The following is a 16113-nucleotide window of genomic DNA, read 5'->3' as shown; positions in this document are numbered from 1 at the left end:
GGGTCCTAACGCGCGCTCGATCGGATGCGCTCGTCGGCGCCGGCGATGGCGTCGGGCGTGCCCACATGCAGCCACTCGCCGTCGAGGCGCATGCCGTACAGGCGCCCGGCGGTGATCGCCCGATCGAACAGGAGGTTGAGCGAGAACGCGCCGTCGGGGGTGTCGGCGAAGAGCTCGGGCCGGAGGATCGCGACGCCGGCATAGACGAAGGGCGCCATGCGCCGCTCGCCGCGCCGCTCCAGGGCGCCCGCGGGATCCATCACGAAGTCGCCCGCGCCGTCATAGCCGAAGCTCGTCGCCGTGGAGGCGAGCAGGAGCAGGATGTCCATCCGCTCAGGGTCCCAGGCCTCGATCAAGCGGGCGACGTTGGAATGCGGGCCCTCGATCCAGAGGGAATCGGAGTTCAGGATCAGGAAGGGCGCCTCACCCAGTAGCGGGAGCGCGCGCTTCACGCCGCCGCCGGTCTCCAGCAGAGCGTCGCGCTCGTCCGAGACCGTGATGCGCGGCGCGGTGCGCCGGGACAGGCGGGCCTCGATGAGGTCGGCCAGATAATGGACGTTGACCACGGCGTGGGGCACCCCCGCCTCGACGAGCCGGTCGAGGGCGTGGTCGAGCATGGCGCGGCCGCCGACCTCCACGAGGGGCTTCGGGGTCGTCGCCGTGATGGGGCGCATGCGCTTGCCGAGGCCGGCGGCGAGCACCATCGCGGTCCCGATCCGCGGGGTCAGGGCACCTTGCGTCATCGCTCCCCCCTCAGGCCCGGCTCGCGCGGGCGTGGTCCGTCACGGGGCGCCCCCGCCGAGCTTGGGCATATGGTGGTCGTACCACACTTTCAGCGCCCGCAAGGCGGGGTGGCGCAGGTTGCGGGTGAGATAGGCATCGATGCGGGGCATGTGGCGCAGGTAATGGGGCTTGCGATCGCGCCGGTCGAGGCGGGCGAAGATGCCGAGGATCTTCGTGGCGCGCTGCGCCCCCATGATCGCGTAGGCCCCCGCGAAGGCGCCGACGTCGAAATCGGGATCGTGGGACTTGCGGCACTTGGCGTAGTGGCCGAGGAGGCGCAGCTCCAGCTCCGCCGACACGTCCACCCGGGCGTCCTGGAGGAGGGAGACCACGTCGTAGGCCGGCGGCCCCAGGACCGCGTCCTGGAAGTCGATGAGCCCCACCCGGGCGAGCCCGTCGCGCCGGGGCAGCCAGAGGAGGTTCGGCGAGTGGTAGTCGCGCAGCGTCCAGGTGGCGGGGCCCGCGAGGCCCTCCTGGATGGTCGCGGTCCACAGCGAGGTGAACTCCATGCGCACCGAGGTCGGGATCTCGGCGCGGGCGATGTGGGGGGCGTACCAGTCGAGGAGGAGGTCCACCTCGATGAGCATCGCCTCGAGATCGTAAGGGGGCACCACGTGCTCCCGGTCCTCGGCCACGGGGAGCACGTTGGGCAGGGTCGTGGCATGCAGGCGGGCCAGAAGCGCCACGGCCTCGGCATAGCGCTCGGGGATCGGGCCGTTCTCGTCGACGACGCCCTCGTGGCCGAGATCCTCCAGGAGGAGGAGCCCCGCCTCCAGCTCCTCGCCATAGATGCGGGGAGCGCTGAGGCCCAGAGCCCGCAGGCCGCGGTCCACGGCGACGAAGGCGTGGATGCTCTCGGCGAGCTTCGCGATGGCGCTGTAGGGCTTGCCGCGGCGGATCGGCGGCCCGTCCGGGCGCGGCGGCGAGATCATGAGAACGGCGGTCTCGCCGGTGGGCTTGGTGAGCCGCTCGTAGGCGCGGGTGGAGGCGTCGCCCATCATGAAGGCGCGCTGGGCGTCGGCCCAGCCGGCGCGCTCCAGAAGGCGGCGCAGCGACATGGCTCGGGCCACCCGGGCGCCGAAATCGCCCGTCGGGGTGAGCAGCGCCACGCGGGCGTCGGGCCCGGAGCGGGGATCCAGATCGAGGGCGATGTCGAGCCGCGAGGAGGCGAGCGCGCCGGCTGCCCGCTCGGGCCATTCCACGAGGGTGATGGAGCGCTCGGCGATCTCCTCGAAGCCGAGCTCCATGAGCTCGCCCGGCCCGCCGATGCGGTAGAAGTCGGCATGGGCCACGGGCCCGCGGGCGGTCTCGTAGGTCTGGAGCAGGGTGAAGGTGGGGCTCGGCACCTCCAGGGCCTCGTCGCCCGCAAGCGACTGGACCACGACGCGCGCGAGCGTGGTCTTGCCGGCGCCCAGGCCACCGGACAGGGTGACGAGATCGCCGACTTTCAGCTCGTCGGCGAGGAAGCGCCCGAAATCGAGGGTCGCGGCCTCGTCGGGCAGCCGGATATGCCAGGTCACGGCGGCTTCGGGCCCCAGCGGCATCGCGGTCCAGGAGACGGATGGCATCACGGGCCCTACTCCGCCGCGAGGCGCTGGGGCACGCCGTCGGCCGGGAAGATGCAGGTGACCGTGGTGCCCTGCCCCGGCGCGGAGGCGAGATCGATGCGCCCGCCGTGGAGCTCCACGAAGGAGCGGACGATGGACAGGCCGAGGCCCACGCCGCGGTGGCGCGTGCCCAGCGTATTGCTCTCGAAGCGCTCGAACACCTTGGCGCGTACCTCCGGCGGCATGCCGCGGCCCTGGTCCGTGACCTCGAACAGGACCTCGCCCTCGACCTTACGCGCCCGGATCGTGACCGTCTGCCCCTCTGAGGAGAAGCCGATGGCGTTGGAGAGCAGGTTGTAGAGCACCTGCCGGACGCGCTTCTGGTCCGCCACGAAGGTGCCGATGCCGGCGGGCACCTGGATGTCGAGGTGGATGCGGGTGTCGGCGAGCCGGTCGTCGAGGCCGCGCACGGCCGATTCGATGGTCTCGCGGATGTCGACGGGGCTCAGGTCCAGCTCCAGGGAGCCCGTATCGATGGAGGCGAGGTCGAGGATGTCGTTGATGATGGCGAGCAGCGCGCCCGACGAGCGCTTGATGTGGTCGGAATATTCCCGCTGGCGGGCGTTGAGCACGCCGACCGACTCGTCGCCGAGGAGCTGCGCGAAGCCGATGATCGTGGTGAGCGGCGAGCGCAGCTCGTAGGAGACGTGGTGGACGAACTCGTCGCGAAGGCGGCTTGCCCGCTCCAGGGCGTCGTTCTTCTCGGTGAGCGCGCGCTCGACGTTCACGCTCGCCGTCATGTCGATGAAGGTGAGGAGCGTGGCGCCGTCGGGAAGCGGCTGGGCCGTGCAGTCGAGGACCGAGCCGTCGCGGCGCTCCATGCGGCAGGAATGGCTGAGCCGCATGTCGGAGAGGCCCGATATGGCGGCGCGCAGGTCCACCCACAGCTCCTCTTGGGGGGCGAGCGGGCGGCACATCTTCACGAAGGCGTCGATATGCGGGCCCGACGCCACCGTGTCGTCGCCGAGCTTCCACATGTCGGCGAAGGCGCGGTTGGAGAGCTTCAGGCGTCCGTCGCTGCCGAACACCGCCACGCCTTCGCGCAGGGTGTCGAGGGTCTCGCGCTGGACGCGGTTGAGGGCGTTGTACTGCGATTCCAGCAGGATGCGGTCGCTGACGTCGTCGTAGAGATAGGTGAGGCCGCCGCCCGGGCCCGGCGTCGCGACGACGCGCAGGGTCCGGCGGTCGGGCAGGTGCCACCAGGTCTCCTGGGGCTCGACCGTCCGGTAGGCGCCGAGCACGGCGGCCTTCCAGGCGCGGAAATCGGCCTGTTCGGGGAGCTTCCGGCCGGCGCGCAGGTGATCGAGGATCTCGCCGTCGGTGGGATGCCCGTCGAGGAAGGCTTGGTCGAGGCCCCAGAGCTGGCGGTAGCCCGTGTTGTGGAAGACGAGGCGCTGGCGCGAGTCGAAGATCGCGACCGCGGTCGGCACCTGGTCGAGGGTGCGGGCGTGCGCCTCCATCTGGCGCTGGAGGTCGGCGCGCACCCCGTCGAGCTCGGACACGTCCACGGCCATCCCGGCGCTGCCGCTGCCCGCCGGGCCCTCGGCCACGTCGAGGACCCGGCGGGTGCCGGCGACGACCGCGGCGACGCGCGCCTCGTAGCGCTCGCCGGTCCGGCGCCGGGCCTCGGCCTCGTCGCGGGCGCCGCGGTCGAGAAGCTCCAGGGATCGGGCGCGCACGTCCTCGACGCTCGCGGCCTCCACCGCCTGCAGATAGGCGCGGTTCACCCAGGCGAGACGCCCGTCCGCGTCGCGCAGCCACACGGGCTGGGCGAGCGCGTCGAGGAGCGCGTTGGTGAGGGTCAGGCCCTCGGCGGCGCGGGCGAGCTCCTGGCGCACGCGCAGGAGCTCCAGCCGGTCGCCGGTGACGTCGCGAAGGCGCAGGATCGCGCGCCCGCCGATCGCCCGGCCTTCCGCCTCCATGAAGCGGTCGCGGGTGGTGCGCAGGGTCAGGTGGAAGCCCTCGCCGCGCTCCTTGAGGCGCGCGAGCGCGGCATCGATGGCGGCGGCGTCGGCGGGGCTGAGCCAGGCGCCGAAGGCGAGCGGGCGACCGGGGCTCACGCTGTCGCCGAGCACTGACGCATCGCCGTCGATCCGGGGCTCGCCGTCGCGGCCGTCCCAGGAGATCATGAGCTGGCGCTCGGCGCCGACGAGCATCTCGGCGCGCTCCTGGGCGCCGTGCAGGGCGTCGAGCTCGCGGCGAAGCGCCCGCTCGCGCTCGGCGGCTCCCTTGCGCTCCCACAGGTGCAGCAGCGCCAGCGTCGTCGAGAAGATCACGAGGCCCGCCACCGACGCGACGCCCACCGCGTGCTGCGCCTCGAAGCGCAGGTTCCCCGCAGCCTCGAGGATGCCGGCCTGGGCGGCGGCCGTGCCCGAGCCGCTCACGGAGGCCACGCCCGCCAGCAACGCCGCACGCAGTCGGACGCCCCACGCCGGGGCGCCGGTCACGGGGCGATCCCGCCACGGCGACCGTACGTCGTCCAAATCCATGCCTCGTTGCCCCTCCACGAGTCGCGATCGACCCTGCCCCCAGGGCCAAAAGGCCTCTCTCGCGCCCGGCGATACCGAGCGCGTCTTTGATTTTTTGCTACGCCTGACAGAACCCCTTCGCCCTGGCCGAACCGTGCGGCCCTGCGAACGAATCGTCGTCAATGTAGACCGCCGCCCCGGAGAGCCGGAAGGGGGTCGGCCCTCCCCGAGGGGCTCCGGGCGGCAGAGTGTGGCAGACCTGTGGCAGAGCCGACACAAGTGGCGTCGGGGAAGGCCTGGCCTGGGCCATGCGATCCGCGCGGGGCGGGACACCCGAAGCGGTCCGGCCCTGCGGCCGGCGCAGGCGTCGGCCGGACATGCGAAAGCCCGGCCGTTCGCACGGCCGGGCTCCCAGGGGTCGTATGGCGTGCCGCGCGGGGCGGCAGGCGATCAGTAGCGGTAGTGGTCGGGCTTGAAGGGACCCGTCTCGGCGACGCCGATATAGGCGGCCTGGTCGGGGCGCAGCTTGGAGAGCTTCGCGCCGATCTTCTCCAGGTGCAGGAGCGCCACCTTCTCGTCGAGGTGCTTCGGCAGCGTGTAGACCTTGCGCTCGTACTTGCCCGGGTTCGTGTAGAGCTCGATCTGGGCCAGGGTCTGGTTGGTGAAGGACGCCGACATCACGAAGCTCGGGTGGCCCATGGCGTTGCCGAGGTTCACGAGCCGCCCCTCCGACAGGAGGATGATGCGGTGGCCGTCGGGGAAGGTGATCTCGTCCACCTGGGGCTTGATGTTGTCCCACTTCATGTTCTTGAGACCCGCGACCTGGATCTCGTTGTCGAAGTGGCCGATGTTGCACACGATCGCGCGGTCCTTCATGGCGCGCATGTGGTCGATCGTGATCACGTCCTTGTTGCCCGTGGCGGTGACGAAGATGTCGGCGCGGGGCGCCGCGTCCTCCATGGTCGTGACCTCGTAGCCTTCCATGGCGGCCTGCAGCGCGCAGATCGGGTCGACCTCGGAGACGAGCACGCGGCAGCCGGCCTGGCGCAAGCTCGCGGCGGAGCCTTTGCCGACGTCGCCGAAGCCCGCCACCATGGCGACCTTGCCGGCCATCATCACGTCCGTGCCGCGGCGGATGCCGTCGACGAGCGACTCGCGGCAGCCATAGAGGTTGTCGAACTTCGACTTCGTCACCGCGTCGTTGACGTTGATCGCAGGGAAGAGGAGCTTGCCCTCCTTCTCCATCACGTAGAGGCGGTGGACGCCCGTGGTGGTCTCCTCCGACACGCCCTTGATGGAGCGGGCGAGCTCGTTGAACCAGCCTTTCGGCTTCTCGGCGAGCAGGCGGCGGATGAGGGCGAAGAGCACCTCCTCCTCCTCGGCGCCCGGCTTGTCGAGGAAGGCGGTGTCGCCGTCCTCGGCGCGCTTGCCGAGATGGACGAGGAGCGTGGCGTCGCCGCCGTCGTCGAGGATCATGTTGGGCATGCCGCCGCCGTGCCAGTCGAACAGCTTCGCGGTGTAGTCCCAGTACTCCTCCAGGGTCTCGCCCTTGTAGGCGAAGACGGGGATGCCGGCGGCGGCGATGGCCGCGGCGGCGTGGTCCTGCGTCGAGTAGATGTTGCACGACACCCAGCGGATGTCGGCGCCGAGGCTCTTCAGGGTCTCGATGAGCACCGCGGTCTGGATCGTCATGTGCAGCGAGCCGGCGATGCGGGCGCCCTTGAGGGGCTGCTTCGCGCCGTATTCCTCGCGCACCGCCATGAGGCCGGGCATCTCGGTCTCGGCGATGGAGATCTCCTTGCGGCCCCAATCGGCGAGGCCGATGTCCTTCACGATATAGTCGCGGGCGGTGCTGGTCATGACGTCCTCGTTCGGCACGTTGGGATTGGGGCGGTGTCTAGCAGAGGCAGGGCGGGAGGGCAATCAAGATATAAAGATGTCTTTATGTCTTCGACGATGGTTGAGTTGACGGAGGATCGACGCCCACCGATGTAGAAGGTGTTCCACCCTTTGCGGGAGGTCCCATGGCCTTGAACCTGAAGAGCACCCGTGCCGACGAGCTCGCGACACGCCTTGCGGCGGCACGCGGGATCAGCAAGACCCGCCTGATCGAGGATCTGCTCGAACGGGAGTGGCGGGCCCAGTGCCTGACGGCAGCCGATGTCGACGAGATCGCGGCAGCCTTCCGTGAACGCAACGCCATCGCCCCGGGCACCGGCGATCCGAGGTCCCCGGCGGACATCATCGAGGATGCGTGGAGCGAGCGTTGATCGTCGATTCGTCAGCCGTCTGCGCCATCCTGCTCCAGGAGCCCGGCAGCGAGCGGATCGTCGAGGCTCTCGTCGGATCGCCCGTGAGGCGGATCTCGTCCGCCTCGGGGGTCGATGTCGCGGTCGTCATGATGGCTCGTTCGAAGCGGCGTTCCCGGGCCGAGGTTGCAGCCGATGCCCATGCGTCGATCGAGCGGCTTGGGATCGTCGTCGAGCCTTTCGATGCCCGATCGGCCGCCCTGGCCACCGCCCTCTACGCCCGGCAGGGCCGCGGGTCCGGGCGCACGGGGCTCAATCTGGGCGACGCTTTCGTGGCAGCCCTGGCCATGGAGCATGACGAGCCGATCCTGGCCCACGGCACCGACGAGTTCACCCGCGCCGGCCTCGCCCAGGTGCCCTGAGCCTCAGGCCGCCTGGCTTGCCACCCGCTCCAGCCTGCAGCCCGAGATCTGCCAGGTGCCGTCGGGCTGCTTTTCCATCGTGTAGACCGCGAGCCAGTCCTCGCCCGCCTCGTCCTCGATGCGCACGGACTGCTCCAGCCCGCCGCCGGGCAGCTCCCGCAGGTCGGCGAAGCTGTGACGGCGCGCCCGGTAGACCGGCGGGTAGCCCCGGCGGACCATCGACATGAAGACGCCGTCGGTGGGGAAGGCCTCGCGGATCACGGGGGCCGCGTGGGCGTAGGCGCCCGCCGCGTCGTCGCGGGCGAAAGCGTCGAGCTGGCGCTCGATGACGGTGCGCACGCTCGCGCCGTCGGCCTCGTCGGCGGCCCAGGCGGGAAGGGGGCCGAAGAGGCTCAGCGCGAGAAGCAGGCGGGGGAGGACGTGTCGCATGGTCGGCTCCTGATCGCCCCCGCGCCGGTCTGCGCCGGCGTCGGCCATCAGGGTAGCGCCGGGGCGCGGCCGGGCAAGGACCGGGAGCGGCGACCGGTGGTCGCTCCTACTCGTCCTCGCCGAAGCGATTCGCGAGCAGCGCCGCGATGCCCTCCAGGGCCTCGGTCGCCTGGCGCCCCTCCGCGGTCACGCGAATCGTGGTGCCCTGCGCGGCGGCGAGCGTGAGAAGCCCCATGATGGAGCGTCCGCCGACGGTCTCGCCGTTGCGGGTCACGGTGACCTCGGCGTCGTAGCGCTCCACGGTCTGGACGAACTTGGCGGAGGCGCGGGCGTGGAGGCCCTTGCGGTTGATGATGGGGAGATCGCGCGCGAGCGGTCCGTCGGACATGCTATTTCCCGGCGAGCACGCGGGAGGCGACGTTGATGTATTTGCGCCCAGCCTCCTGGGCCATGAGCACCGCGTCGGCGAGAACCTCCTCGCCGCGCACGCTGGCGAGCTTGATGAGCATGGGCAGGTTGATGCCCGCCACCACCTCGACGGAGGTGCCGTTCATGCAGGACAGGGCGAGATTCGAGGGCGTGCCGCCGAACATGTCGGTGAGCACGACGACGCCCTCGCCGGTGTTGACCCGGCGCACCGCCGCCATGATGTCGCTGCGGCGCGCCTCCATGTCGTCCTCGGGTCCGATCGTGATCGTCTCGAGCTGCGCCTGGGGGCCGACCACGTGCTCGAGCGCAGCCCGAAACTCTGTCGCGAGCTGCCCGTGAGTCACGAGCACCATTCCAATCATGAGAACCGCTTTCCGACGCCCGAGGGGGGCCGAGGGCGGTATTTTGTGCACTGCGAAGCCGAGCGCAAGAGCAATACGTCTTTTTGTTGGTCAGCGTGTCTCGATCGCATCGTCCCGGCCCGCGAGCCGGGCGAGAGCGAGGGCCGCGAGCGGGTCGCCCGCAAGCCCCGCGACCCGTGGCAGGATCAGGCCTTCGAGGCTTGTCCGCCGCCCCTCTGGGGCCGGCAGGCGCTCGGGCGGCTCGGTGAGGCAATCGACGACGAGGCGCACGATCGCGGCGCCCTCGTGCTCGGCCGCCACGATGCCCCAGCCGCGAATCTCCTGCAGGCCCGCGATCGCCGGCACAGGCCGGGCGAGGAGCCGGTCGTGGCGGCGCTCCAGGCGCACCCGGTCGTCGGCGACGGGACGGGCGAACGCGCCGCGGCCCCGCGCGATCTCGACGAGGCGGCGGGCGAGGGCGGACTTGCCCGAGCCCGAGGGGCCCCGGATCAGCACGCCGGCCTCCCCGATCACCACGCAGCCCGCATGGATGGTCGTCGCGCTCATCGGTCCCGGGCCGCCGCGGGCAGGCGCACGATGAAGCGGGCGCCCAGGCGCGTGGGCTCGCCCTCCTCGTCGGGGGGGCCGGGCCGGTTCTCGGCGATGATCTCGCCGCGATGGGCCTCGACGATCTGGCGCGAGATCGACAGGCCGAGGCCCGAGTTCTGGCCGAATCCCTGGTCCGGGCGGTCGGTGTAGAAGCGCTCGAAGACCCGCTCCAGGGCATGGGGCGGGATCCCCGGCCCGTCGTCCTCGATCACCACCTCGACCTGCGCCGGCAGGCGGCGGGCCGCGACGCGCACGCTGGCGTCCGGGGGCGAGAAGGAGCGGGCGTTGTCGATGAGGTTGCGGATCACCTGCCCTAAGCGGCTGTCGTGGCCCAGCACCATGAAGCCGTCGCCGCCGCGGGCAGGGGGCTCGACGGTGATCGCGATCACGGGCTCGTGCGGGCGGCGAACGTCGTTGGCGAGCGACACCACCGCCTCCAGCAGGCGGGCCACGTCCACGGGCTCGGCCTCCGAGCGGGCAAGCTCGGCGTCGAGGCGCGAGGCGTCGGAGATGTCGCTGATCAGGCGGTCGAGGCGGCGCACGTCGTGCTGGATAATCGACATGAGCCGGCCGCGGGATTCGTCGGTGCGGGCGCGCGGCAGGGTCTCGACGGCGCTGCGCAGCGAGGTGAGCGGGTTCTTCAGCTCGTGGGAGACGTCGGCCGCGAAGCTCTCGATCGCGTCGATCCGGTTGTAGAGCGCCCGCGTCATGTCGCGCAACGCCCCCGACAGGTGGCCGATCTCGTCGGAGCGGCCGGTGAAGTCGGGGATCTCCTGGCGGGACTTGATGCCCCGGCGCACCCGCTCGGCGGCCTCGGCCAGCCGGCGCACGGGCCCCGCGATGGTGCCCGCGAGCAGGACCGAGAGCACGATCATCACGAGCGCGCCCACGGCGAAGACCTGGACGAGGGCGAAGCGCTCGGAGGCGATGATCTGGTCGATGTCGCCCCCTTGCGTGGACAGGAGCAGGGCGCCGCGCACCGAGCGCTGGCGCTGGATCGGCACCGCCACGAGCACGATCGTCTCGCCCCGGTTGTTGATGCGCACGTTGCTGGCGCGCCCCCCCATGAGGGCGCGCTGCACCTCCGTGAGCGCCCGCCCGTTCTGGGGGCCGATCTCCTGGAGCGTCGGGGCGGGCTCGCGCACGAAGAGGCGGCGCACCGCGTTCCAGGCCCGCTCGGCGAGCGTCGCCTCCTCGGACACCGGGGGCAGGTCGAGGCGCAGGATGTCGCCGCGCGAATAGAGCGCGCGGGTATCGAGAAGGAGCGCGCCCTCCCGGTCGAAGACCCGGGCGCGGGTGCGGGTCGGGGTCACGAGGTGGCGCACGAGGGGCGCCACCCGCTCGGGGTTGATGGAGAACTCCAGGGACGAGGGCGGGTCCTCGCCGAGCCCGGAGGTCTCGCCGGCCTGCATCTGGAGGAGGCGGTCCGGGTCGATGGCGATCATGTCGGTCTCGACGGTCGCCGAGGTGGCGATCGCGCCCGCGATGATCTCGCCCTGGATGAACAGGCTCTGGACGCGGGCGTCGATCAGGCCCTCGCGGAACTGGTTGAGGTAGAGGAAGCCGACGAGGAGCGCGAAGAGGCCCGCGAGGTTGAGCACCACGATGCGGCGGGTGAGGCTCGAGGAGGCGCGCAGCACGAGGGCGCGCCACAGGCGCTTGATGCGTCCGACGGGGCCGCGGCGGCGGGGCATGGCAAGAGGATCGGCCTGCGCGGGACGCGCGTCCACCCGTTATCCTTCCTTGAAGCGGTAGCCCACCCCGTAGAGGGTCTCGATCATGTCGAAGGTGGTGTCGACCACCTTGAACTTCTTGCGCAGGCGCTTGATGTGGCTGTCGATGGTGCGGTCGTCGACATAGACCTGGTCGTCGTAGGCCGCGTCCATGAGGGCGTTGCGGCTCTTGACCACGCCCGGGCGCTGGGCGAGCGCCTGCAGGATCAGGAACTCGGTGACCGTGAGGGTCACGGGCTCGTTGCGCCAGGTGCAGGTGTGGCGCTCGGGGTCGAGGCGCAGCTGGCCCCGCTCCATGGCCTTGGCGTCGGTCTCGCGGGGCTGGACCTGGTCCTTGGGGGCGAAGCGGCGCAGCACCGCCTTGACCCGCTCCACGAGGAGGCGCTGGGAGAACGGCTTCCGGATGAAGTCGTCGGCGCCCATCTTGAGGCCGAACAGCTCGTCGATCTCCTCGTCCTTCGAGGTGAGGAAGATCACGGGGAGGTCCGATTTCTGGCGCAGGCGCCGCAGGAGCTCCATCCCGTCCATCCGCGGCATCTTGATGTCGAAGATCGCGAGGTCGGGGGGCGACTGGCGCAGGCCGTCGAGGGCGCTGGCGCCGTCGGTGTAGGTCTGGATGCGGTAGCCCTCCGCCTCGAGGGCGATCGAGACGGAAGCCAGGATGTTGCGGTCGTCGTCGACCAGGGCGATGGTGGGCATGAACGGGTCCCTTACATCAGACGGTGGTCCCGCACGCTCTCCGTGCGAACGCGCCGGGGGCGAACTGGTGCCCGAAAGCGTCAACTTGAGGGCAAAATAGGCATTCTGCCGCACTTCCGCCACCCCGACCCGCTGCAACGCCTGAGCGGGCCTGGAGTTCGCCTTGTCGTGAAAGCACCCCGCGAGGACGAGACCATGCCCGAGAGCCCCCCGCCCGTGCCGGCCTATGACGGCGTGCCCGTCGCCAAGGAGCTCCTGCGCGCCATCCGGGCCGGGGCGCTCGCGACGCTGGACGCGGCGACGGGCCATCCCTTCGCTTCCCTCGTCACCGTCGCGACCGATCCCGACGGCGCGCCGCTCCTTCTCATGTCGACCCTGTCGGCCCATGTGCAGAACCTCGAGCGGGACCCGCGCTGCTCGATCCTGCTCGCGCAGGGCGGCAAGGGCGATCCGCTGGCCCATCCGCGCCTCACCGTGGTCGGGCGGGCGGCGCGCAGCACCGAGGAGCGGGTGCGCGAGCGCTTCCTCGCCCGCCATCCCAAGGCGCGGCTCTATGCGGGCTTCGGCGACTTCTCGTTCTGGCGCGTGACCCTCGAGGGCGGCCACCTCAACGGGGGCTTCGCCCGCGCCATGAGCCTCACGGCCGCGGACCTCGCCACCGATCTGACCGGCGCCGAGCGGCTTCTGGAGGCCGAAGCCGGCGCGGTGGCGCACATGAACGAGGACCACCGCGACGCGCTCGCGCTCTACGCCACGGGGCTCGCGGGGGCGCCCGCGGCGGACTGGCGCGCCACGGGGATCGACCCGGAGGGCCTGGACCTCGCGGCAGGCGATCTCACGGCGCGGGTGCCCTTCCCCGAACGTGTGACGGGGCCTGGCGAGTTGCGCAGGTTGCTCAAGGACATGGCCGACGCCGCGAGGGCCGCGGGGGAGCGCGAATAAGCGTCTGCGGCCACTGAACCAGGCTTGACCGTAAGCGTTTATCGTCCCGCGTGAAACATGTTGACGCGGGGTCACCCCGCTTTCATGTACAATCGCAGCAAGTGGCCAAGCCGACGGGATCCCCCGACCGAGAGAGCCGCAGCAGCAACCGAGCGCCCCTCTTGGATAGCTCCGGGAGACGGCCAAGGAGGATGATCCCCGTGGACAATATCGGCGTTTACAACGGTGCCCAGGGCACCGAGACGTTCGGCTTCCGCAATCTCAAACGCGTGTTCTGGAACTTCGAGGCGCCCGCCCTCTACGAGCAATCGCTCCAGCGCGGCGAGACCCGCCTGGCCCGCGGCGGCGCGCTGCTCGCCGAGACCGGCGTCCATACCGGCCGCTCGCCCAAGGACAAGTTCGTCGTGCGCGACGAGGCCACCGAGAACGAGGTGTGGTGGGACAACAACGGCGCGATCACCCGCGCCCAGTTCGACATGCTGCTCGAGGACTTCCGCACGCACGCCGAGGGCAAGGAGCTCTTCGCGCAGGACCTCCAGGGCGGCGCGGATCCGCAATACCGGGTCAAGGCGCGGGTCTATACCGAGTTCGCCTGGCACTCCCTGTTCATCCGCAACCTGCTCATCCGCCCCGACCGGGGGGATCTCGCGTCCTACGTACCCGATCTCACCATCGTGGACCTGCCCTCCTTCAAGGCCGACCCGTCGCGCCACGGCTGCCGCTCGGAGACGGTGATCGCCATCGACTTCGCCCGCCGCATCGTGCTCATCGGCGGCACGTCCTATGCGGGCGAGATGAAGAAGTCGGTCTTCACCTATCTCAACTACATCCTGCCCACGAAGGGCATCATGCCGATGCACTGCTCGGCCAATGTGGGCCGGGACGGCGACACCTCGATCTTCTTCGGCCTGTCGGGCACGGGCAAGACGACGCTCTCCAACGACCCCAACCGGATCCTGCTCGGCGACGACGAGCACGGCTGGAGCCCCAACGGCGTCTTCAACTTCGAGGGCGGCTGCTACGCCAAGACGATCCGCCTCTCGGAGGAGGCCGAGCCTGAGATCTACGCCACCACCAAGCGCTTCGGCACGGTGCTGGAGAACGTGATCGTCGATCCCGTGACCCGCATCCCGAACTTCGACGACGGGTCGAAGACCGAGAACACGCGCTGCGCCTACCCGCTCGACTTCATCCCCAATTCCAGCGAGACGGGACGGGCGGGGCACCCGAAGAACATCGTGATGCTCACCGCCGACGCGTTCGGCGTGCTGCCCCCCATCGCGAAGCTCACGGGAGCCGAGGCGATGTATCACTTCCTGTCGGGCTACACGGCGAAGGTGGCTGGCACCGAGAAGGGCGTGAAGGACCCGGAGGCGACCTTCTCGACGTGCTTTGGCGCGCCGTTCATGCCGCGCCATCCGAGCGTCTACGGCAACCTGCTGCGCGACCTCATCTCGCGCCACCACGTGGATTGCTGGCTCGTGAACACGGGCTGGACGGGGGGCAAGTATGGGGTGGGCCGGCGCATGCCGATCCGCGTCACCCGGCGCCTGCTCACGGCGGCGCTGGACGGCTCGCTCTCGCGCGCCGATTTCCGCCGCGACCCCTATTTCGGCTTCGCGGTGCCCACCTCGGTGCCGGGCGTCGAGCCCCACATCCTCTATCCGGTGAAGACCTGGCAGGACAAGGCGGCCTTCGCCGAGACGGCCAAGCGCCTCGTCGACATGTTCGGGCAGAACTTCACCCGCTTCGAGGCCCATGTGGACGCCGACGTGCGGGCGGCGGCGCCGACCATGTCGATCGCGGCCTGATTGCCCGAGAGGGCAGGCGAAACGTCGAAAGGGGGCCGCGAGGCCCCCTTTTTCATGTCCAGGAGCCTGCGCCAGCAGGCGTCTCGAAGCACGCAGGACGCTGCCACCGCCGTCCAGAGCCCCCCGGAGCGCCCTTCGAGGTCCGCCTGCGCCTTAGCCGAGCCGGCCTCTCAGCCGCGGAAGAACACAAAGGTGGCGAGGACGAAGGTCGGCACGAGGACCGCGCCGGACCACAGCATGTAGCCGAAGAAGCTCGGCATCTTGACCCCGCCATCCTTGGCGATGGCGTAGACCATGAAGTTCGGCGCGTTCCCGATATAGGAGTTCGCCCCCATATAGACCGCGCCCGAGGAGATCGCGGCGAGCGTCAGGGCACCGGTGGTCATGAGGCTCCTCGGCTCGCCGCCGGCGAGCTCGAAGAACACGAGATAGGTCGGGGCGTTGTCCAGGAACGACGAGAGCGCTCCCGTGAGCCAGAAATAGGCGGCGGTGTTGGCCGACCCGTCCGGGTTCGAGACCAGCGCCACGAGTTGGGCGAAGGGGCCTTCGAGCCCCGCCCGCAGCATGGCGAGCACCGGCACCATGCACAGGAAGATCCCCGCGAACAGCTTCGCGACCTCCGCGATGGGCCCCCAGGAGAAGCCGTTCGCCTCCCGGTCCTCCGGCGAGGTGAGGGCGAGCGACGCGAGCGCCGCGGCGACGAAGACGATGTCGCGGACCGCGTTCTGAAGCTCGATCGGGACGCCGCCGATCGAGAAGGTGACGCCGGGCTTCCACGAGGCGCTGAACAGGATCGCCGCGATCACCACGCCGATGAGGGCGAAGTTGGCGCCGCCCGTGACCTGGATGCGCGGGTTGTCGGGGGTCGGGTCGGGGAGGGGCCGGAAATAGTCCCGCTCGCGCCGGTAGAGGATCGTGTCGAGCACGACGAAGACCGCGAGCACCACGCCGCCCACGAACAGGGTCTCGGCCAAGAGGTGCCTCGTCGTCCAGAAGAAGTCGACGCCGCGCAGGAAGCCGAGGAAGAGCGGCGGGTCGCCCAAGGGGGTGAGGGCGCCGCCGATGTTCGACACCAGGAAGATGAAGAACACGATCACGTGGACGTTGTAGCGCCGGTTGTCGTTGGCGCGCATCACGGGGCGGATCATCACCATCGAGGCGCCCGTGGTGCCGATCACGCTCGCGAGCCCCGCGCCGATCAGGAGAAGCGTGGCGTTGGTGAGCGGCGAGCCGTGCAGGTTGCCCTTGATCCGGATGCCGCCCGCGATGGTGAAGAGCGCGAAGAGCAGCAGGATGAAGGGCACGTATTCGAGGAGGGCCACGTGGAGCGAGGCGCCCACCGCCGCCGGGAGTCCCTTGAGCAAGGCGAGCGGCACGAGGACGAGGGCGGCCCAGAACGCCGCGATCTTGCCCTGGTGATGCTCCCAGGCATGAGGCGCCAGCAGGGGGAAGAGCGCGATCGAGAGCAGGATGCCCACGAAGGGCAGGGCCCAGGCGGCACCGAGCGTGCGCCCGTCCAGGTCCGCCGCCAGGGCGGCCTGCGGCGCGAGGAGGAGCACCGCGGTCAAGAGCTTGAGCATCGAAGGATGTC

At 70.5% G+C, this 16113-nt stretch carries 15 protein-coding genes; 4 read left to right on the top strand and 11 right to left on the bottom strand.

Translation table 11 applies throughout. The features are described 5' to 3' along the window. Positions 1-5: 5 nt before the first annotated feature. The 4 genes from F0L46_RS07810 to ahcY all read right to left on the bottom strand — a co-directional run bounded on the left by F0L46_RS07810 (position 6) and on the right by ahcY (position 6718). Positions 6-743: a nucleotidyltransferase family protein gene (locus F0L46_RS07810; RefSeq protein WP_149816500.1), complete on the bottom strand. Its 738-nt coding sequence runs from the start codon at positions 741-743 to the stop codon at positions 6-8. A gap of 39 nt (positions 744-782) precedes the next feature. Beyond that, positions 783-2351 carry a tRNA (adenosine(37)-N6)-threonylcarbamoyltransferase complex ATPase subunit type 1 TsaE gene (tsaE, locus tag F0L46_RS07805; protein ID WP_188311891.1) on the bottom strand — a complete coding sequence of 523 codons (1569 nt, stop codon included), beginning with the start codon at positions 2349-2351 and terminating at the stop codon, positions 783-785. A gap of 8 nt (positions 2352-2359) precedes the next feature. Next, positions 2360-4879 (bottom strand): PAS-domain containing protein, encoded by a 2520-nt coding sequence (locus tag F0L46_RS07800; RefSeq protein WP_149816499.1) that lies wholly within the window; start codon positions 4877-4879, stop codon positions 2360-2362. A 429-nt stretch (positions 4880-5308) separates the two neighbouring features. After that, positions 5309-6718 carry an adenosylhomocysteinase gene (ahcY, locus tag F0L46_RS07795; protein WP_149816498.1) on the bottom strand — a complete coding sequence of 470 codons (1410 nt, stop codon included), beginning with the start codon at positions 6716-6718 and terminating at the stop codon, positions 5309-5311. 164 nt (positions 6719-6882) lie between these two features. On the opposite strand from ahcY, the gene F0L46_RS07790 reads away from it, so the two are divergent. Further along, positions 6883-7128, top strand: a complete 246-nt coding sequence (locus F0L46_RS07790; protein ID WP_149816497.1) for a type II toxin-antitoxin system VapB family antitoxin — start codon at positions 6883-6885, stop codon at positions 7126-7128. Further along, positions 7125-7529, top strand: coding sequence for a type II toxin-antitoxin system VapC family toxin (locus F0L46_RS07785; RefSeq protein WP_149816496.1), 405 nt, complete (start codon positions 7125-7127; stop codon positions 7527-7529). Before F0L46_RS07790 ends, F0L46_RS07785 begins: the two co-directional genes overlap by 4 nt. A gap of 3 nt (positions 7530-7532) precedes the next feature. On the opposite strand, the gene F0L46_RS07780 is transcribed toward F0L46_RS07785, so the two are convergent. The 6 genes from F0L46_RS07780 to F0L46_RS07755 all read right to left on the bottom strand — a co-directional run bounded on the left by F0L46_RS07780 (position 7533) and on the right by F0L46_RS07755 (position 11769). After that, positions 7533-7958 (bottom strand): DUF4864 domain-containing protein, encoded by a 426-nt coding sequence (locus F0L46_RS07780; RefSeq protein WP_149816495.1) that lies wholly within the window; start codon positions 7956-7958, stop codon positions 7533-7535. Between the two features lie 106 nt (positions 7959-8064). Then, complete coding sequence (locus F0L46_RS07775; protein WP_149816494.1) at positions 8065-8346, bottom strand: HPr family phosphocarrier protein; 282 nt, start codon at positions 8344-8346, stop codon at positions 8065-8067. A 1-nt stretch (position 8347) separates the two neighbouring features. After that, entirely contained in the window at positions 8348-8749 is a 402-nt protein-coding gene (locus F0L46_RS07770) for a PTS sugar transporter subunit IIA (protein WP_149816493.1), read from the bottom strand. Positions 8750-8839: 90 nt separating this feature from the next. Beyond that, positions 8840-9295 carry an HPr kinase/phosphorylase gene (locus F0L46_RS07765; protein ID WP_149816492.1) on the bottom strand — a complete coding sequence of 152 codons (456 nt, stop codon included), beginning with the start codon at positions 9293-9295 and terminating at the stop codon, positions 8840-8842. Then, on the bottom strand, positions 9292-11031 hold the full coding sequence (locus F0L46_RS07760) for a sensor histidine kinase (RefSeq protein ID WP_149816545.1): 1740 nt from the start codon (positions 11029-11031) through the stop codon (positions 9292-9294). Before F0L46_RS07760 ends, F0L46_RS07765 begins: the two co-directional genes overlap by 4 nt. Positions 11032-11070: 39 nt before the next feature. Continuing rightward, positions 11071-11769 carry a response regulator transcription factor gene (locus F0L46_RS07755; protein WP_149816491.1) on the bottom strand — a complete coding sequence of 233 codons (699 nt, stop codon included), beginning with the start codon at positions 11767-11769 and terminating at the stop codon, positions 11071-11073. Positions 11770-11964: 195 nt separating this feature from the next. Between F0L46_RS07755 and F0L46_RS07750 the strand changes: the two genes are divergently transcribed. Both F0L46_RS07750 and F0L46_RS07745 read left to right on the top strand, forming a co-directional pair. Then, a complete protein-coding gene (locus F0L46_RS07750) occupies positions 11965-12711 on the top strand; it encodes a HugZ family pyridoxamine 5'-phosphate oxidase (protein WP_149816544.1) in 747 nt (248 codons plus the stop codon). A gap of 200 nt (positions 12712-12911) precedes the next feature. Further along, positions 12912-14522 carry a phosphoenolpyruvate carboxykinase gene (locus F0L46_RS07745; RefSeq protein WP_149816490.1) on the top strand — a complete coding sequence of 537 codons (1611 nt, stop codon included), beginning with the start codon at positions 12912-12914 and terminating at the stop codon, positions 14520-14522. A gap of 170 nt (positions 14523-14692) precedes the next feature. On the opposite strand, the gene F0L46_RS07740 is transcribed toward F0L46_RS07745, so the two are convergent. Continuing rightward, positions 14693-16102, bottom strand: a complete 1410-nt coding sequence (locus F0L46_RS07740; protein WP_149816489.1) for a sodium:proton antiporter — start codon at positions 16100-16102, stop codon at positions 14693-14695. Between the last annotated feature and the right edge of the window lie 11 nt (positions 16103-16113).

The organism is Salinarimonas soli (assembly GCF_008386575.1).
Classification (GTDB): Bacteria; Pseudomonadota; Alphaproteobacteria; order Rhizobiales; family Beijerinckiaceae; genus Salinarimonas_A; species Salinarimonas_A soli.
The sequence above is the reverse complement of the archived record's forward strand: the minus strand, read 5'-3'. Positions and strand labels throughout refer to the sequence as shown.